We start from the raw sequence: 16975 nt of genomic DNA, 5'->3' as shown, positions 1-16975 counted from the left end.
TCAATCTTTCCTCCTCGCAGCTATCATAGCAACTACTCCGAAAACACCGAAAATATATCCTATCCCGCCGATTATCTCAGTTATAGAAGGCTTCGAAAGCCTTTCCTCCATCTTTAACATCATATCGTAAAGAGGCTTAATTTTTTTATCCAGAATTTGCGAAAGCTCTTTTTCGCTGATGCCAATGGAAGAAGCCGAAGCAGGTTTAACCTTCGTCTCCTCTTTTCGATTAAAGAACCTCTCAAAATCTTTCTTTTTAACAAAGGCCACTGCCCTGTGCCCAAGCTCAGCTTCAACCACCACTTTAAGATCGGTTAAAGCGGGAGGCTTAAAGTTAAACATTCCCTTATCATCAGTTTTTCCCTGAAGCAGAAGCTTACCAGTAGAATCATCATAAACCATAACCTTTGCGCCTTTCGCCTTAGCCCCTCCACTAAAATAGGTCTCAGTATTAATCACGCCATTTTCATCAACGTATGCAAACGTCGTTATCTTATGGGCAAAGCAAACTCCACCGAAGAAGGTTAAAAGCAAAACCAAGATGATAAAAGAAATAACTTCCTTTTTCATCTCTCGTCCCCCCTTAAAATCGACGGATTAACCTTCGCGATAAAGAGAAGAATCACAGGCGTTATAATAGCTTCTATCATCATTATCGGTATGTGAGCGATAAGGACAAGCTTAGCAACCGCAAGAAAGCCCTGCCCCGTAAAAGCGAGGGAGATTGCCACGCATATACCTGACAAACCTACCGCAAGCGCCCCCGCAAGGGCGCCCCCAATGATAACCAAAGCCTTCCTTCCGGAGGAAACAAACCTGCCAAACGATAATCCCACCAGGACGGCGGGAAAAGCCATGTTAAAGGTATTAACGCCAAGCGTGGTTAAACCCCCGAATTGAAGCAAAACCGCTTGGAGAAAAAGAGCTACAAGGAGGGACGGAAAAGCAGCCCACCTCAAGATTATCCCGTTTAACCCGTTTAATATCAGGTGAACGCTCGTTGGTCCCAGAGGAACGTGTATGAGAGAAGCAACGAAAAAAGCAGATGAAAGCACACCTACCGTAGGAATATCCTTCTCTTTTAGTCTCTTCAATCCTAAATAGGTTCCCGAAGCCGTTAAAAGGGCGCCCGTCGCGAGAACGGGCGCGGAAAGAACCCCTTCAGATATATGCATCTATTGCTTAGCTCCTTTCGGAAGCGCAAAAGCCTTGACCCAGATAACCGCATCCAGCTCCACGGGATACTCCTTTCCCTTATACTCCATCTTGCTCCCATCGCCAAGCGCTGAGAATCCCCACCAGCCGGGCCAAGGTATGGCATACGAAAAAACGCCGTTTTCATCCGTTTTAACTACCTGCGTTATAAAAGCATCCGAGGGAAGATCTTCTACAGCTCCGTCTTGGTTATAATATTCAACCTCAACATCTATACCAGCAGCAGGTTTACCGTTTATAAGAACCCTTCCCTTAAAGAGGTTGCCAGCCCATATAGCGTAAGGCTTAACAAGGGGAATAATCTCAGCCTTTAATCCCACGGGCTGATCCCAACCTTCCTCAGCTCCAAAGGCGCTAACAACCACCTTAGCTATCTGCCATATAAACTTCTCCTCAGCAGGTTCAAAATAAGGCTTAGGAACTATGAAAAACTGATAATCTCCCGGCATTTTGATTAAATATTCCGCCACATAAGCCGTTGCCTTTTTGCCCTTATATTCCTTATAGTTCGAGTTCCAGCGCGGGAAAACATCAAGCTTGATTGGTCTGAGCTTATCAGTTAGATCAAACTTTTTACCTCTTACCATAACACCACACTGTATTGGCTTGGCCATATCCATAGTAGGTCCCCCCTCCATTGGATGCGTAAAAGGCATAAAAAGCTTTACCTTTTGCGGTGATCCTTCGATGAAAAGCCTCGATGGAATGATAAGCTGAAAGTGGGCAAAAGCGGGGAAAGCTATCATCATGATTCCCAGAATGATTACAAGACAAAGCCATCTTCTTTTCATCATCACTTCTCCTCCTTTCGTGCTACTTTTTATTCACTCAGTGTTATCATACTCCGAAAGGAGGGATTTGTCAAGGAAGAAAACTTCGATCTTTTCGGTCTTCTCTTGACATATTTCATTAGCAAATTTATAATATAATCAAACCTTTACAAACAAAAAGAAGGAGGGTGGGAAAATCGTGAGGAGAAAGGGATATCTCATTATAGGAATGGTTTTATTCCTCCTGTGCTTTATAGGAGTAGCCACAGCAATGGAGGTAAAGATCTCTTATAACGGACCACCTGATCCTAAAACCAACGCGGTTCACGCCTACGCGGTTAGACTGAAGAAACTCATCGAGGAAGGAACTAATGGAAGAATAAAACTCGTGCTTTTCCCCAACAGCCAGCTCGGCAAAGAGGAAGAACGAATGGATATGACCAGAAATTTACCGATAATGAATATAGCCTCATATGCAGGAATGGCACCGTTATTCCCTGAGCTCTACGCAGCATCAATTCCCTTCATGTTTGATAGCTATAAAGCAGCACATATATTCTTCGATGAAAGCGAATACTGGAAGAAGGCTCAAGAAACCTTTAAGAAGAGAACTGGCGTTGTCCTATTGGAAGCAATAGAGGAAGGAGGCTTCTTAGCCTTTACTAATTCCAAGAGAGAAATCCACTCCCCAAAGGACTTTAAGGGATTGAAGTTCCGTGCAATGGATGAGGGACAGGTGATAATCTATAAAGCAATGGGAGCCTCAGGAGTGCCGATCCCTTGGACAGAGCTTTACATGGCCTTGAAAACGGGAGTTGTGGATGGGCAGATGAATCCGCCCATGTATATCATCATAGGCAGTCTATATGAAGTTCAGAAATATATGACCATGGCGAACGTCCAATATTCAGATCAGTTCCTGGTAGCGAATGCCAAATGGTTTGATAGCTTAAGCCCCGAGGATAAAAAGGTAATCTTAGAGGCAGCCAAGAAAGCCAACATTATAAACAGAAAAGAAGTAGAAAGCATGGTTGATAAGCGCGTTCAGTTCCTGAAAGATAAAGGTATGAAGGTATACTATCCTACCAAGGAAGAAATGGAGCAGTTTAGAAAAACCGTTCAACCCGCATATGTAAACTGGCTAAAGAAGAAAATAGGAGAATACTGGCTGGATCTCGCGCTTAAGTGCGCCAAGATCGCCAACGAGAAAGCCGCCAAATGAGAAAAAGCTCAAAGAGTGCACCCCAGCTGCTCAGCGACATATGCCTCTGGGCAGCTGGGGTGCTTTTAATTATAAACGTCGCGAATATAGCCGTCAGCATCTTCATGAGATATCTTCTAAAGACATCGTTTATATGGACCGAGGAGTTCTCGAGATATTCACTCATCTGGGTAGTAACTCTTGCTGCACCCCCCGCCTTGTACTATGGGGATCACATGTACATCGATTTCATCGTAAAGAGACTCCCTTCCTCCATGCAAATTCCTCTCATATGGTTTAAGCGAGTTGTAATAGGCGGAATCCTTGCAATAATGATATATCATGGAATTAAATACACCATTGAAGTTAAAATGTTTATAACTATGGCAATGAATATATCAAAAGCCATACCGGTATCAGCAATACCAGTAGGGATGACTTTAACGCTCATAGAATACATATTACTGGAAATTCGTAGGGATGTGAGCGCAAAATGATGGCCATCGTCATGCTTCTTTCCTTTTTCATAATGATGATAGGTGGCATCCCTCTATTTGTCTCACTTCTTGCAGCCGCTTTCGTTGGCTTTGCATATCTCGGAGATTTATCAATGCTCAGATTCATGGTTCAACAGTTTTTCTCCGGCATGGATGTTTTCTCCCTCATGGCAATACCCTTTTTCATTTTAGCTGGAACCTTGATGAACTCATCTGGGCTTACCGATAGATTGCTTGAGTTCAGTCATATGCTTGTGGGAAAAGTAAAGGGAGGATTGGGCTACGTTAATGTGCTGGCGAGCATCCTTTTCGCAGGTGTAAACGGTTCTGCTGCAGCAGACGCCTCAGCCTTAGGCTCCATATTAATTCCCGCAATGAAAAAGGAAGGGTTTGACCCGGTCTACTCCGCAGGTATAACCGCAGGAAGCTCACTGGTGGGGCCTATAATACCGCCCAGTATTTTTATGATACTCTACGCAACGATGACGAATACCTCAATAGGAGGATTATTCGTGGCAGGTATAATCCCAGGTCTCATACTTGGCGGAGCTTTCTTCGTGATGAACTATTTGTACTGCAGAAAACATTCTTTCCCTCCACCCGTAAGAAGAACAGAAAGAACGAGATTAAAGACCCTACTTCACTCGTTTTCTGCTCTTATAGCTCCCGTCATAATTATAGGAGGTATAGTGTCCGGAATAGTAACGCCAACAGAGTCAGGAGCTTTAGCAATCGCCTACGTAGCGTTTGCCGGCTTCTTTATAACAAGAGAGCTAAACTTAAGGAGCTTTATGACCGCGATATTCGAAACGGCTCGGTTAACAAGCGTAATATTCCTGATAATGGGAGCAGCAGCGGTTGTGGGATGGCTTCTCAAGTGGGATAGGGTTCCCCAACGATTTGCTGAGTTTCTGACTTCGATAGGGGTGGCACAAAATCCCGTTCTTCTAATGCTCGTTTTAAGCGGAATAACTTTCATAGTTGGCATGTTTATGGAGGAGGTTGCCACGCTTTCCCTCCTGACGCCAATTTTCGTACCCTTGGCCAAGATGGCGGGTATCGATCCACTACACTTCGGCATCGTAATGACGCTAAATGTAACCATAGCACTCATAACCCCTCCCATGGGTGCCTGCATATACATAGTCTCAGCCGTGGGAAGAGTCGAACTCGGAAAGCTATTTAAGGGTATATGGCCCTTCATAGCCATCGCCATGGCAGTTCTCCTTATAATAATTCTTTTCCCATCACTCACCACTACCCTGCCCAAGCTCGTCGGGCTCTGAGAAAGGAGGCAAAGATATTGAGCTACATTTTTGACGGTCATATGGATCTCTTAAACAGGATCATCGTTGAGAGAAAGAAGGGAAAGAGAAGGGTTATAGAAAGAGAGTTTTCCTCGCCACTACTAAGGGGCAGAATTAAGGGCGCTTTTCTGTCCATCTGGATAGAGGAAGAGTACAGGAAAGATCCTTTGCAAGCTCAGGAAAGAAACTTAGCGCTAATTTCAACCGCTATAAGAGAATTTAAAGAAAGTAGTAAAGCAATGGTCTTCGTAAAAACGACGGAAGACTTTAAAAAGGCTCTTGAAACCGACCGATTATTCTTTTTGCTCTCAATGGAGGGATTAGACGGTATAGGCGATAAACCCGAGCTAATATATGTTTTAGATGAACTCGGAGTAAGAATGATAGGTTTAACCTGGAACAACAGCAATGCATTTGCGCGAGGAACCTATGGTGAGGGAAGCTTCTCACTAACGGAGCTGGGAAAGCAAGCCATAGAGATAATAAAAGAGCTAAGTTTGATACTGGATTTAGCACATGCATGCGATGACGCTTTCTGGAAAGCTCTAAGCGTCTATGATGAAGACTTAGTAGTTGTAAGCCATACAGCAGTAAGATCACTATGCGAGCACCCAAGAAATTTAACGGATGACATGATCAAAGCTATAGCTGAAAGAGGAGGGCTAATAGGCATAGCAGCGATATCTCCATTTATAAGCGTTGATAAAAAAGCAACTTTAAGCGACTTTATAAGCCACATCAAATATATCTCAGATCTCGTAGGAGTGGAGCACGTTGCTCTTGGTCTGGATTACGAATGTTTCCTTCCTCAAAATATACTTACCATAGAGTTCCCCCCAGTTGAGGGACTCGAGTGCCTTGAGGAATCCGCAAACATACTTCACGCTCTTAGTAAGGAAGGGTTCTCGCAGGAGGAAATAGAGAAAATCGCTCACCTGAATTGGGAGAGAATTATCCTAAAAAGCCTTTCTTCACGCAAGTAGATCTACTTCCTTACCCTTAGTTATAGTTATAGCCCTCCCTCCTGCAACATATATCTCTCCCGTTTCAGGATCTATTTTGGTATAAAGCATAACATATTGAGCTATCACTTTCTTACCTTCTATCATAGCTTTGACTCTATCTATAAAGAGATGCTCCCCTTCATGATGAAGCACGTGAAGGAAGCTCTCAACGGTTGTCATTTCCGTCACGGAACCATCAGATGTTTCACCGTTGGAGCATCTATACTTTCTAAGCTTTTCCTTCCTCTTACCGTGAGGCGAAGTATGAGGCACTCTCTCTCCTTGAGAGAGCAACCTCACTCCTCCCTTGTCATCCGCCGTAACGGAAACAATTCTGGCATCAACGATTTTGTACTCCCCCGTGAGAGGATCATATCTCTCCACAGGAATAACCCTTTGGGTAACGACTTTAAATCCCTCTCGTTCGAGGCGCCTCCTCTCACGGGCAAGCTCAAACCCGAATAGTATCCTCTTCTCAGCCTCGCTTAGCCTCACTCCGCTTACACCCATCAAGGCTTACCCCTCCTTCGCTTAAAGCTTACAATACAAAGAAAGGACAGTCAAGTTTGTTTATCAACCATTATTGACAGCTATCAGTATGCAATGTAAAATTAAGCCAAAATTGTAAAGGAGGCGAGAAGGCTTTGAAGGGATTGCTATGGTTTATCTTTCTCCTTGTCCTCGATCTCGCGATCCCATATGGCCCTCTCTCAGGATATAACAAAATTACAGGGGCTTTTACATTCTGGATGATATGGGGAGGAGTAGCAGTACTTTCCATCTTCGCGATGACACAGGGATGGGAAGGTGAGGAGAAATGAAGACTTGGGTAATAGTAGCGATCTTCGCATATCTTACAATTGGAACGCTCCTCGCTCTCCTCTCAAGAAGAGGACGCGAGATGAGAGATCCTGAGGAATACTTTCTTGCCAAAAGAAGGTTGGGAGGGATTATTTCCGCGCTCACATACAGCGCCACAACTTACAGCGCATTTATGATGATAGGACTCGTAGGGCTAACTTACAAGGGAGGGATAGGAAGCCTCGGGTTCGAGCTTACCTATTTAGCTGGTCTGGTTCTTATAGTCTGGTTCGGTCCCAAGTTCTGGAAAGTGGGAAAGAAGCTTGGAATCATCTCTCCAGCAGAGATGCTCGGTAAAAGATACGGTAGCAAAAGAGTGGCAACGGCTTTTGCAATCGTTTCCCTTGTATTTTTAATCCCATATTCTGCAGTTCAGATAATGGGCATAGGTTATTCTCTCGAAGCTATGACAAAGGGAGCCATAAGCTTTGAAATCGGGATAACCTTAGCAACGGCAGTGGCTATTGCCTGGTCACTCACAGGAGGCATGCGCTCAGTAGCCTGGACAGATAGCCTTCAAGCCGGCATAATGCTCATCTCCTCGCTAATAGCCCTTCTATTCATCGTTTACAGAGGTTTCGGAGGCTTCACAAACCTGTTTCTGAAACTTGAGACTCACTATCCAGAGTATCTATCCGTACCTGGTCCTGGCTTTTTTAAGTTGAACACGTTCATAGGACTCATAATTCCATGGTTTTTCTTCTCCATCTCTAACCCCCAGGTCAGCCAAAGGCTTTTTGTCCCGAGAAGCCTAAGAACCTTAAGAAACATGCTTCGAGGTTTTCTCATTTTCGGCTTCACATATACCATTATCGTGGTGCTGTGGGGTCTCTCAGCAAGGGCTCTTATCCCCTCATTGAAAAAAGCAGATATGGCGACTCCCTACCTTCTCTCTCTCCCCATCATTCCGGCACCAGTTTCTATCCTTGTAATGATAGGCATTCTCTCCGCAGCGATATCAACGATAGACTCCATTTTGCTCACACTTTCGTCAATGGTTAGTAAAGATCTCTTCGGTCATCTCCCAAGAGAAAAACAGATCTTTGCCGGAAAGACATCCATGTTTATATTAGCAATCGTAGCGCTCATCTTCGCTTATTTTAAGCCAAGCATGATAGTTCTCCTATCGGTTTCCTCCTCAGCGGGTTTACTCACAGTCGTGCCATCGATAGTAGGAGCATTTTATTGGGAAAAATCGAGTGAAAGCGGAGCCTTCTGGAGCATAGCTCTCGGAGCCCTCATAACGGGGATTTTATTCCTTAAAGGAGCAAAACCTTTGGGCTTGATGCTCGGTATTTGGAGTATTATAATATCATCAGGAGTTTTTACTATTTTAAGTATTGTATTTCCTTCAGGAAGGAGAGAGAATCTCAAGATATGGAACACTTAGAGAAGAGAATTCTTGAGATACTGGAGGAAACCTATCCAGAGCCGGTAAAGGGAGGAGCGCTTGCCGAGAAGCTTAACGTAAGCAGGCAATCTATCGTTAAGATAATAGCCATTTTAAGATCCCGGGGAAAGAAAATAACAGCTACTCCAAAAGGATACGTCCTCGATAAGGGAGAAAAATTTGAGGAAGTCATAGCGGTAAGGCATAATGAAGATGAAATAGAAGAGGAAATCTCTATTATAATAGGTGAGGGATGCGTTCTCCTAAACGTAATAGTGGAACATCCCGTTTATGGGGAGATTAAGGGAAATCTTGATATAAGAACCAAGGCTGATCTAACGAGATTTATGACGAAAATGAGAAGCTTTGGAGCTAAGCCTCTTTTGGCCTTGTCCGACGGCGTTCACTTACATACGATAAGATGTAATAAAAGAGAAAGGATTGAAAAAGTCAAAAAGCTCCTGAGGGAAAGAGGGTTTTTGCTCGAGTAATTTTCCTCCTGAAACCGTTGAGGAGAAAGGAGGGGTAACCGATGAAAAGAAGCCTTTATTTCAATTTATCCGTTCCTCTGATGGTATTTATAATCCTGCTTGTTGTAATATACGCCTCAACGCTTTTTATAACGGATAAACAAAAATCTGATGCAGTAGTTATAAACCTCGCTGGGCGTCAAAGAATGTTAACACAGAGAATGACAAAAGAGCTTCTTAACTATCTTATCTTAAAGGATGAATCTGCCTTAAAGAGCATGCAGAACAGCATAAAGGTCTTTGACATGACGCTAAAAGCACTCACCAATGGAGGAGAAGCTCCTCTCGATCTCGCCTGGAACAAGATGGTAAAGATTCCACCGGCTCCCGATAGCGTGAAACCCCAGCTTCAGAAGGTAATGAACATGTGGAAAAGCTTCGCCGAAAACCTGAAAAAAGCAATAGAGGGAGATAAAAGCGCACTAAGCTTCGTCTTGAAGAACAATGTACCGCTGCTTTCGGAAATGAACAAAGGGGTATTACTATTCCAAGAAGTTGCAGAGGAAAAAGTCATATGGATGAAAAGAATACAGCTTATTTTATTCCTCGTTGGCATAGCTATAGCGGTTATAACGCTACTTATCTACAAAAAGACCATCATTGAGCCCACAAGAGAATTGCTCTCATTCACTAATGAGCTTACAGAATCTGGAGGAGATCTGACACGAAGGGTTCCCGTGCTCACCGAAGACGAGGTTGGCAATTTGGGAAGGGCAATTAACGCCTCTATAGCTTCACTCAGAGAGTTAATATGGAAGATCAAAAACTCCTCTATACTTTCAATAGCCGAGCTTTACAAGTCCGTAAGAAGACTTATAAAGGCTAACGAACACACAAAAGAGATAGCAGAGCTGTTGGATAAGAGCGCCCGTTCTATAGAAAACATAACCAATGCCGTTCAGAATCAGTATGCGAGCTCCGAGGAAATAACCTCAAGCACTCAGACGCTCGCAAACTCGCGGAAGATTTAAACGAAGAGATTATGAAGCAAACGAGGGAGGAGAAGCCTTAAGAAACACCATAACGACCATGGAAAACCTTCAGATGAATACAAAGAAAGTAACGGAAAGGGCTCGCATTTTATCCAAAAAGGCATCCGTTATAAATGATGTCGTCAACACGATAACAAGCATAACCGAACAGACCAACTTGCTCGCTCTAAACGCAGCTATAGAAGCAGCACGAACGGGAGAAGCCGGAAGGGGCTTCGCGGTAGTTACAGAAGAGGTAAGAAAGCTCGCAGAAGAAAGCAAAAATGCAGCAGTTCAAATAGGAGAAAACTTAAGAGCACTATGGAAGGCGTAGAAAATACCACACACGACATATCCCAGATGAACGAGAGAATGCTCGAAGTGGTTTCCCAAGCTAAGAACGCAGCGGAAGCTATCTCCGAGATATTAAGAATCATGGATGATGTAAAGGGATTCTTCCAAAATGTAAACGAGAGCGCGGAAACTCTAAAGCGCATCAACCGAGGAGCTAACATCAGCTGCTGAAACTATAACGAATTTGGCAACAAACGTTAACGAAACGATCAAAACGATAACGGATAAGCTCTTCTCCCTCAGGGAGGAAAGCGAAAAGGTAACCCAGTCTTCGAAAGAAACCGCCGCTATATTCGAAGAAACCGTAAATATCCTTATGAAATTTCACGTGGAAACGGAAAAGGAATTTGTAGAGGAGATAGAGAGGAGCGAAAAGGCTCACAGAGAGTGGCTTCAGTTGCTTGAAAAAAGCGTAAACGAGGGAGCAGAATGGAATAGAGAGACAGATCCTGAAAAATGCTCTTTGGGGGTTTTCCTAAACCTAATGAGAAAGAATCTAAGCGAAGAAGAAAAGATGCTCTGGGATGCGGTGAGAGAAAAGCACAAGCTTTTACACGAGAGCGCTTTAGAAGTGATAAGGGCTGGAAATAGCGAAGCCGCAAGAAAAGCTCTTAAGAGAACGAAGAATATATCTGAGGAACTTATAGAACTTTTAAGAAGAGCGAGAGAGCTTTACAGCAAGGGTCCCAAGGAAATAGCTCCCGTCGAAGCCGAAGCTTAAGCAAGACGCTTGCATTCTAAGTGAAATTTTGGTAAGATTAGTCTTGAGTGGTGCGGTTGTAGCTCAATAGGACAGAGCGCTGGCCTCCTAAGCCGGAGGTTGCGGGTTCGACTCCCGCCAACCGCGCCATTTTTTTATTCTAAAAGAGGGTGATTCCTTTCTGGAAGAAAAAAGAGCTTGATTGGAACGAACTCAGAAAGCGAATGGTAGAATCTCAAATAGAAATAAGAGGGATAAAAGATGAGCGCGTTCTGCGCGCAATGATGCGTGTTCCACGTCATCTTTTCGTCCCAGAGGAGTACAGAGAAAGGGCATATGACGACCATCCCCTACCTATAGGTGAGGGGCAAACTATCTCCCAGCCATATATAGTTGCCTTAATGACAAGCCTTCTTGATTTAAAGGGAAATGAAAAGGTACTCGAAATAGGAACGGGTTCAGGCTATCAAGCAGCAATTTTAGCGGAGCTTGCTAAAGAGGTCTATTCCGTTGAGAGAATCCCCGCTCTCGCCGTAAAGGCAGCTGAAACGCTGGAAAAGCTGGGGTATAAAAACGTTAGGGTTAAGGTAGGCGACGGGACCTTAGGATGGGAAGAAAACGCACCCTATGATGCGATAATAGTAACCGCTGCTGCTCCAAAGGTTCCCACCCCCTTGATAAAGCAACTTAAAATAGGAGGAAGGCTCGTAATACCGATAGGAGAAAGATTCATTCAGAGCCTTTATAAATATGTAAAAAGGGAAGATGGAAGCCTTGACGGAGAGGACTTTGGGGGATGCGTTTTCGTACCGCTAAAGGGCAAAGAAGGCTGGAATCACTGAATCCTTTTTATCCTCTTTAACTTAAAGAATTCTTCTCTCTCCCTCTCCTCAAGATGTTCTTCTATCCTCTTCTTAGCTTTCTCAAGCTCCGGAATTATAACCTCCTCTAAGGCATTAGCTCTCCTTTGAGTAACCTTTATTTCCCACGCAAGCCTATAAATAGCATTCTCTATTTCGGCTAAAAGGACAACCGTATCAAATAGCTTTCTGAACTCGAGTATTGCCCTATCAAGAGCCATGTTTGTTCTGTAAACGCTATAGAATGGCGAGAAAGTCCCTTCCTTAAGGTTGTCTCCTTCCACAGCAAGAATGGGGATGGGAACGCCCATCACGCTCCTCTCGGCAACCGCTATTTTCACCTTCTCCTCAGCGCCAAATGCTATCTCCTCAACGGTTTCCATACCAAGAGTTATGCTCGCAAAGGTTAACGTACTATAGGCTCTCTCGAACTCCTTGATGACCTTTTCTTGAAGCTCTCTGGCAAGCTCGAGATACTTAACAAGCTCGGATATGAGAATATTTCTCTTTTGATCCATAAGCCTATAACCTTGCCTTGCAAGAGAAAGCATGTCCTTAACCTTAAGAAGGCCGCTTTTGGTGAGCTCCAGATTCACTCCTCTTCCCGCCTTCCGTAAAACTCATCAATCTCCTCCTTAGAAACCCTATGAAGTTCTTCTTCTGGCAACAAAGAGAGAACTTCCCAGCCGATATCAAGACTTCTTTCTATACTCCTTTCCTCATCAAACCCCTGACTTATAAATCTCCTTTCAAACTCATCGGCAAATCTTAGATATAATCTCTCTCGAGGAGAAAGCTCATCCTCACCAACAATGGAAGCAAGGCTCCTTACCCACCGCGCATGAGAGTAAGAAGCGTAAAGCTGGTCTGACAGATGAGGATGATCCTTTCTCGTTTTTCCCTCACCTATACCACTCTTCATTAGGCGAGAAAGCGAGGGAAGGATATTAACGGGAGGGTATATCCCCCTCCTGTAAAGCTCTCTGCTTAAAACTATCTGTCCCTCAGTTATATAGCCAGTTAAATCTGGGATAGGATGGGTCATATCATCCTCTGGCATGGATATTATCGGAATCTGAGTTATGGAGCCATCTCTTCCCCTTATTCTACCCGCCCTTTCATATATGGAAGCAAGATCGCTATACATATAACCAGGATATCCCTTTCTTGCGGGGATCTCTCCTCTGCGCGAGGAAAGCTCCCTTAGCGCTTCACAGTAGTTAGTCATATCAGTTAATATAACCAAAATATGCATACCAAGCTCAAAAGCCAAAAATTCCGCAACCGTTAAAGCACATCTCGGAGTAATCAATCTCTCTATAACGGGATCGCTCGCAAGGTTTAAGAAAACAACCGAGCTTCTCAAAGCACCGCTTCTTTCAAAGCTTTCTAAGAAAAAGCGAGCGACATCGTGCTTTACCCCCATAGCCGCGAAGACTATCGCAAACTCCGCGTCATGGACCTTTGCCTGCTTAGCTATTTGAACTGCCATCTCGTTATGGGGAAGGCCACTTCCCGAAAATATGGGCAGTTTCTGACCCCTTATTATAGTCATTGGCACATCTATAGCAGATATCCCCGTTTGGATAAAGTCACGAGGATAACTTCTCGAAACGGGATTTATAGCGTTCCCGTTTACATCTATGAAATCCTCAGCCATTATCTCAGGTCCTCCATCTATAGGTCTACCCATACCATCAAAAACCCTTCCTATAACTTCCCGAGACACGCCTATTTTAAAGGTGTCTCCTGCTAACCTTATTCTCGTCTTGGCAGGGCTTAACCCCTCCGTTCCCTCAAAAACCTGTATAACCGCAAGCTCATCACCAAGTTCTATAACCTTCCCCACTCTTTCCTCTCCATCATGAGAGGATATCTCAATCACCTCACCGTAAAAGAGCTCTCTCATCGATTCTATAAATATGAGTGGACCGGTTATCTTCTTAACCCCTATGTATTCAAGCATCAAGCTCTCCTCCTATAGGAGAGGATCTTTTCATATTCCCTCTCAAGCTCTGAGAATTCCCTCTCAAGTTCATCCCTTAAAGAGAGATATTCCTCTTCCATCTTGTCTTCTGAAACGGTAAATGAAAATCTTAAAATCCTCGAGGTTATAGGAAGCTCCTCTATTCTCTGAACCAGGACTCCCTTTTTAACGAGCTCACTCGCTCTGTCGTAATACTTTAACATAAGCTTAAGCAAAAGATAGCTCTTTCGAGGAGAGCAGTAGGTATCCACCGGATCAAAAGCATTCTGACGTAAAAAACCCTCCCTGAGCATTTTAGCTGAGAGCAGAATAAGCTTTTGAGGTTCTGGCAGAACTCCCACTCCCACAAGCTGAGCTATTCTCTGAAGATTACTCTCCTCCTGAAGAATGTTCATAACCCTCTCTCTTAATATTGGAAAATCCTCGGCAACCTTTTGCCTGAACCACCCCTTAAGATCCTCAAAATATTCGCTATAGCTGTTAAGCCAGTTAACCGAGGGAAAGTGCCTCGCACTGGCAAGCTCCTTATCGAGCGCCCAAAAGCATCTTATAAATCTACGCGTGTGCTGGGTCACCGGTTCAGAAAAGTCACCACCCGGTGGGGAAACCGCCCCTATTATGCTGACGGAACCTTTCCTACCACCGAGGGTTATTACCCTACCTGCCCTCTCATAAAACTCCGCTAAGCGAGTGGGTAAATATGCAGGAAAACCTTCCTCTGCCGGCATCTCCTCAAGCCTTCCCGCTATCTCTCTTAAAGCCTCTGCCCATCTCGACGTAGAGTCAGCCATAACCGCAACATCGTATCCCATATCCCTGAAATATTCGGCTATCGTGATACCGGTAAAGATGGAAGCCTCGCGAGCGGAAACCGGCATATTTGATACATTAGCAATGAGAACTATCCTTTCCATGAGAGAATGACCACTTTGAGGATCCACAAGCTTTGGAAAATCCTCAAGCACCTCAGTCATCTCGTTTCCTCTCTCTCCACAACCTATATAAACTATCACATCAGCATCGGCCCACTTGGCAAGCTGATGCTGGGTAACCGTCTTCCCCGTTCCAAACCCTCCTGGAATAGCAGCAGTTCCTCCCTTAGCAAGAGGAAAAAGAAAATCCAAAACCCTCTGACCTGTAAGAAGAGGTTCATCAAGAGATATTCTTCTCAAAATGGGACGCGGCTTTCGAACAGGCCAGCGGTGAAATAGCTTGATCTCATGTATTCTACCTTTTTCATCCTTTACTCTCGCTATAACCGCATTTATCGTATAATCGCCGCTTTCCTTGGTCTCAATTACTACTCCACTTACCCCGAGAGGACACATGATTCGATGCTCTATAAGAGGCGTTTCCCTAATGCGAGCAACTATATCTCCCGGCTTCAAAAAATCCCCCTTTTTTACCTCAATCCTTACCCTCCACATGTCTTCGAAGGAAAGCGAAGGAGGATTAGCTCCTCTCAGGATAAAATCCCCGAGCTCCTTCTTTATCGCCGTGAGTGGCCTTCCTATGCCATCGAAGATACCACCTAAAAGCCCCGGACCAAGAGTCATCGATAGAGGCTCACCGGTTCCAAAAACTCCTTCCCCAAGGCGTAGTCCCTCTGTTTCCTCATAAACCTGAATTACCGCCTCTTTCTCGCTAACAGATATAACCTCGCCTATCAATCCCATATCTCCAACTCTAACCATCTCGAGCATCTTAACATCCTCTACCGTTTTAACCTTAACCACAGGTCCGCTTATCCACCTTATATGTCCTATAAGCCTTTCCATTTCCTACTCAAAGAGCTCTTTTAACACCTCCATCTGCATCTCTCTCTTTCTTCTCTCCCATCTTCCTTTAAGAGTATTATCTATCGCCTTTTTTCCCGTCCATGCCTTGATCCCACCCGATATTCCAAGATCGGGATGGATATTCGCCTTCACACTCATTTCCTGAGAAAGCTCTCTAATAAGGTCAACATCCCTCGGATTAGACGCGACTTCAAAACTCCCTCCAAGATAATCTATACACTCTCTTAGAAGTTTTCTCATTCTCTCCCTATACTCGTCTTTTCTCTCCACAATCTTAAATATCTCCTGTCTCGCCTTCTCCATGGTTTCCCGCAAGACTGCATCTCTCTCCTCAAGAATTATCTTTCGAGCATTAAACATCGCGTTAGCTATCTCGCGAGAAACCATATCCTCCGCTTTCATCTCTACCTCCTCCATCATTCTCATCGTCTCTCTCTCCGCCCTGCTTCTTGATCTTTCCCAATCCTCTGCTTTTCTTCTTTCAAACTCCTCCCAAAGTCGCCTTTTCTCAAGCTCAGCTTCCTTCAGTATTTCCTCCCTAAGAAGCCTAACCCTTTCCTCCAATCCTATATCACCCCTTTAAGGAAAGCCCTAAAGCTTCCCTTATCATCCTCTCCAGAAAATCGGAAGGCTTTTCCCTGAAACCACCCCTATCTGGAATCTCCACAATAAGAGGAAAAAGCTTCCTCGATTTTATCTCCTCTATCTCATTTCTCAAAAAGCGCGCTATACCTTCCGTGATCACAAGCAATCTATAATCCCCCGAGGAAACGAGGCACTTAAACAACTTTAAAGCGGTCTCCCTGTCTTCAACAACCTCTCCTCGAATCCCAGCTAATCGGAAACCAACGACTGCCTCCTTACTACCGAGAACGAAAGCTCTGCCAATCATAGCTTAGCAAGAATCATTATGGCAATTATCATACCATATATTGCTATTCCCTCGGCAAGAGCCACAACGATCATTGCTCTGCCAATTAGCTCAGGCTTTTCAGCCATTACTCCTATCATGGCGCTACCTGTAGCTGCAACCGCTATACCCGCTCCAATGGCAGCAGCCCCTACTGCAACCGCAGCACCAATGTAGCCAGCGGCTATATCTATACTACGAGGTATTGAAATCGCTGACTCCTCTGGGGCAGCGGAAGCCCCTGATACGGGGAGAAGAAAAAGTAAAACTACGGAGGCTAAAATAGCCACTGAGGAAAAAAGAAGCACTTTCTTAGCATATGCCTTGTAATCCTTCCTTCTTCGTATCGTTAACCCTGCATAGAGGGTAAACAGAACAGCTGAACCAGTTAAAAGCAAGGGGATTAAAAGCAAACCGTTTCCCTCCTTTCCTATCCCAACTCCACATCTCTATAGCTAAGCGGCTTAAAGAGCCTTCCCTCTCCCATGTAAAACTTTGAAAAGAATTCATAAAGATTCAATCTCAAAGCCTGAATACCGACTATTAATCCCTCAAATAGTATCACCACAGCGTTTCCGAGAAATACCATAAGCATAACCCCAGCTTCTCCCATAAAGGA

General features: G+C 44.3%; 23 protein-coding genes and 1 tRNA gene. 13 read left to right on the top strand and 11 right to left on the bottom strand.

What is annotated here, in order from left to right:
* The 3 genes from J7M13_03655 to J7M13_03645 are packed head-to-tail and all read right to left on the bottom strand — an operon-like array spanning position 1 to position 2006.
* On the bottom strand, positions 1-570 hold the full coding sequence (locus tag J7M13_03655) for a hypothetical protein (protein ID MCD6363081.1): 570 nt from the start codon (positions 568-570) through the stop codon (positions 1-3).
* A complete protein-coding gene (cbiM, locus tag J7M13_03650; GenBank protein ID MCD6363080.1) occupies positions 567-1175 on the bottom strand; it encodes a cobalt transporter CbiM in 609 nt (202 codons plus the stop codon). Before cbiM ends, J7M13_03655 begins: the two co-directional genes overlap by 4 nt.
* The gene (locus J7M13_03645) at positions 1176-2006 is read right to left on the bottom strand and encodes a DUF4198 domain-containing protein (protein ID MCD6363079.1); all 831 of its coding nucleotides are present in this window, start codon (positions 2004-2006) and stop codon (positions 1176-1178) included.
* A gap of 208 nt (positions 2007-2214) precedes the next feature.
* Between J7M13_03645 and dctP the strand changes: the two genes are divergently transcribed.
* From dctP to J7M13_03625, 4 genes are read left to right on the top strand one after another with little or no spacing between them, the layout of a single operon-like run.
* Positions 2215-3207, top strand: coding sequence for a TRAP transporter substrate-binding protein DctP (gene dctP, locus J7M13_03640; GenBank protein ID MCD6363078.1), 993 nt, complete (start codon positions 2215-2217; stop codon positions 3205-3207).
* Positions 3204-3683: a TRAP transporter small permease gene (locus J7M13_03635; protein ID MCD6363077.1), complete on the top strand. Its 480-nt coding sequence runs from the start codon at positions 3204-3206 to the stop codon at positions 3681-3683. The genes dctP and J7M13_03635 overlap by 4 nt, the downstream gene beginning before the upstream one ends.
* Positions 3683-4969 carry a TRAP transporter large permease gene (locus tag J7M13_03630; protein ID MCD6363076.1) on the top strand — a complete coding sequence of 429 codons (1287 nt, stop codon included), beginning with the start codon at positions 3683-3685 and terminating at the stop codon, positions 4967-4969. The genes J7M13_03635 and J7M13_03630 overlap by 1 nt, the downstream gene beginning before the upstream one ends.
* 17 nt (positions 4970-4986) lie before the next feature.
* The gene (locus J7M13_03625) at positions 4987-5973 is read left to right on the top strand and encodes a membrane dipeptidase (GenBank protein ID MCD6363075.1); all 987 of its coding nucleotides are present in this window, start codon (positions 4987-4989) and stop codon (positions 5971-5973) included.
* On the opposite strand, the gene J7M13_03620 is transcribed toward J7M13_03625, so the two are convergent.
* Positions 5962-6504, bottom strand: a complete 543-nt coding sequence (locus J7M13_03620; GenBank protein ID MCD6363074.1) for a hypothetical protein — start codon at positions 6502-6504, stop codon at positions 5962-5964. The two genes, J7M13_03625 and J7M13_03620, sit on opposite strands and share 12 nt — an antisense overlap.
* A gap of 134 nt (positions 6505-6638) precedes the next feature.
* Here J7M13_03620 and J7M13_03615 point away from each other — a divergent pair, with 134 nt between their 5' ends.
* The 9 genes from J7M13_03615 (at position 6639) to J7M13_03575 (ending at position 11642) form a co-directional block, all read left to right on the top strand.
* The gene (locus J7M13_03615; GenBank protein ID MCD6363073.1) at positions 6639-6815 is read left to right on the top strand and encodes a hypothetical protein; all 177 of its coding nucleotides are present in this window, start codon (positions 6639-6641) and stop codon (positions 6813-6815) included.
* Positions 6812-8245: a sodium:solute symporter family protein gene (locus tag J7M13_03610; GenBank protein ID MCD6363072.1), complete on the top strand. Its 1434-nt coding sequence runs from the start codon at positions 6812-6814 to the stop codon at positions 8243-8245. Before J7M13_03615 ends, J7M13_03610 begins: the two co-directional genes overlap by 4 nt.
* Positions 8233-8736 carry a transcription repressor NadR gene (locus J7M13_03605; protein ID MCD6363071.1) on the top strand — a complete coding sequence of 168 codons (504 nt, stop codon included), beginning with the start codon at positions 8233-8235 and terminating at the stop codon, positions 8734-8736. The genes J7M13_03610 and J7M13_03605 overlap by 13 nt, the downstream gene beginning before the upstream one ends.
* A gap of 41 nt (positions 8737-8777) precedes the next feature.
* The gene (locus J7M13_03600) at positions 8778-9746 is read left to right on the top strand and encodes a methyl-accepting chemotaxis protein (GenBank protein ID MCD6363070.1); all 969 of its coding nucleotides are present in this window, start codon (positions 8778-8780) and stop codon (positions 9744-9746) included.
* Positions 9747-9795: 49 nt separating this feature from the next.
* Positions 9796-10080 carry a hypothetical protein gene (locus J7M13_03595; protein ID MCD6363069.1) on the top strand — a complete coding sequence of 95 codons (285 nt, stop codon included), beginning with the start codon at positions 9796-9798 and terminating at the stop codon, positions 10078-10080.
* Positions 10068-10271, top strand: a complete 204-nt coding sequence (locus J7M13_03590; GenBank protein ID MCD6363068.1) for a hypothetical protein — start codon at positions 10068-10070, stop codon at positions 10269-10271. Before J7M13_03595 ends, J7M13_03590 begins: the two co-directional genes overlap by 13 nt.
* 13 nt (positions 10272-10284) lie before the next feature.
* Positions 10285-10821, top strand: a complete 537-nt coding sequence (locus J7M13_03585; GenBank protein ID MCD6363067.1) for a hypothetical protein — start codon at positions 10285-10287, stop codon at positions 10819-10821.
* Between the two features lie 52 nt (positions 10822-10873).
* Positions 10874-10950, top strand: a tRNA-Arg gene (locus tag J7M13_03580).
* 74 nt (positions 10951-11024) lie between these two features.
* Positions 11025-11642, top strand: coding sequence for a protein-L-isoaspartate(D-aspartate) O-methyltransferase (locus J7M13_03575; protein ID MCD6363066.1), 618 nt, complete (start codon positions 11025-11027; stop codon positions 11640-11642).
* Here the strand turns inward: J7M13_03575 and J7M13_03570 are convergent.
* From J7M13_03570 to J7M13_03540, 7 genes are all read right to left on the bottom strand, one after another.
* Complete coding sequence (locus J7M13_03570) at positions 11636-12256, bottom strand: V-type ATP synthase subunit D (protein MCD6363065.1); 621 nt, start codon at positions 12254-12256, stop codon at positions 11636-11638. The two genes, J7M13_03575 and J7M13_03570, sit on opposite strands and share 7 nt — an antisense overlap.
* Positions 12253-13626, bottom strand: a complete 1374-nt coding sequence (locus tag J7M13_03565; protein MCD6363064.1) for a V-type ATP synthase subunit B — start codon at positions 13624-13626, stop codon at positions 12253-12255. The genes J7M13_03570 and J7M13_03565 overlap by 4 nt, the downstream gene beginning before the upstream one ends.
* On the bottom strand, positions 13626-15413 hold the full coding sequence (locus J7M13_03560; GenBank protein MCD6363063.1) for a V-type ATP synthase subunit A: 1788 nt from the start codon (positions 15411-15413) through the stop codon (positions 13626-13628). Before J7M13_03560 ends, J7M13_03565 begins: the two co-directional genes overlap by 1 nt.
* A 15-nt stretch (positions 15414-15428) precedes the next feature.
* Positions 15429-16010: a hypothetical protein gene (locus tag J7M13_03555; GenBank protein MCD6363062.1), complete on the bottom strand. Its 582-nt coding sequence runs from the start codon at positions 16008-16010 to the stop codon at positions 15429-15431.
* Positions 16011-16017: 7 nt separating this feature from the next.
* On the bottom strand, positions 16018-16338 hold the full coding sequence (locus tag J7M13_03550) for a V-type ATP synthase subunit F (GenBank protein MCD6363061.1): 321 nt from the start codon (positions 16336-16338) through the stop codon (positions 16018-16020).
* Positions 16335-16730 carry an ATPase gene (locus J7M13_03545; GenBank protein MCD6363060.1) on the bottom strand — a complete coding sequence of 132 codons (396 nt, stop codon included), beginning with the start codon at positions 16728-16730 and terminating at the stop codon, positions 16335-16337. The genes J7M13_03550 and J7M13_03545 overlap by 4 nt, the downstream gene beginning before the upstream one ends.
* Positions 16731-16786: 56 nt before the next feature.
* On the bottom strand, positions 16787-16975 hold a 189-nt coding region (locus J7M13_03540; protein ID MCD6363059.1), incomplete at its 5' end, for a hypothetical protein.

The organism is Synergistota bacterium, assembly GCA_021159885.1.
In the GTDB taxonomy this organism is placed as follows: Bacteria; Synergistota; GBS-1; order GBS-1; family GBS-1; genus AUK310.
Note: the sequence above shows the minus strand (reverse complement) of the source record. Positions and strands in the feature narration are given on the sequence as shown.

Bases quoted from the DNA above. Each gene is read 5' to 3' on its own strand.
- J7M13_03655 (MCD6363081.1), bottom strand. From the start codon at position 570: ATGAAAAAGGAAGTTATTTCTTTTATCATCTTGGTTTTGCTTTTAACC.
- cbiM (MCD6363080.1), bottom strand. From the start codon at position 1,175: ATGCATATATCTGAAGGGGTTCTTTCCGCGCCCGTTCTCGCGACGGGC.
- J7M13_03645 (MCD6363079.1), bottom strand. From the start codon at position 2,006: ATGAAAAGAAGATGGCTTTGTCTTGTAATCATTCTGGGAATCATGATG.
- dctP (MCD6363078.1), top strand. From the start codon at position 2,215: ATGGTTTTATTCCTCCTGTGCTTTATAGGAGTAGCCACAGCAATGGAG.
- J7M13_03635 (MCD6363077.1), top strand. From the start codon at position 3,204: ATGAGAAAAAGCTCAAAGAGTGCACCCCAGCTGCTCAGCGACATATGC.
- J7M13_03630 (MCD6363076.1), top strand. From the start codon at position 3,683: ATGGCCATCGTCATGCTTCTTTCCTTTTTCATAATGATGATAGGTGGC.
- J7M13_03620 (MCD6363074.1), bottom strand. From the start codon at position 6,504: ATGGGTGTAAGCGGAGTGAGGCTAAGCGAGGCTGAGAAGAGGATACTA.
- J7M13_03610 (MCD6363072.1), top strand. From the start codon at position 6,812: ATGAAGACTTGGGTAATAGTAGCGATCTTCGCATATCTTACAATTGGA.
- J7M13_03605 (MCD6363071.1), top strand. From the start codon at position 8,233: ATGGAACACTTAGAGAAGAGAATTCTTGAGATACTGGAGGAAACCTAT.
- J7M13_03600 (MCD6363070.1), top strand. From the start codon at position 8,778: ATGAAAAGAAGCCTTTATTTCAATTTATCCGTTCCTCTGATGGTATTT.
- J7M13_03590 (MCD6363068.1), top strand. From the start codon at position 10,068: ATGGAAGGCGTAGAAAATACCACACACGACATATCCCAGATGAACGAG.
- J7M13_03575 (MCD6363066.1), top strand. From the start codon at position 11,025: ATGGTAGAATCTCAAATAGAAATAAGAGGGATAAAAGATGAGCGCGTT.
- J7M13_03565 (MCD6363064.1), bottom strand. From the start codon at position 13,626: ATGCTTGAATACATAGGGGTTAAGAAGATAACCGGTCCACTCATATTT.
- J7M13_03550 (MCD6363061.1), bottom strand. From the start codon at position 16,338: ATGATTGGCAGAGCTTTCGTTCTCGGTAGTAAGGAGGCAGTCGTTGGT.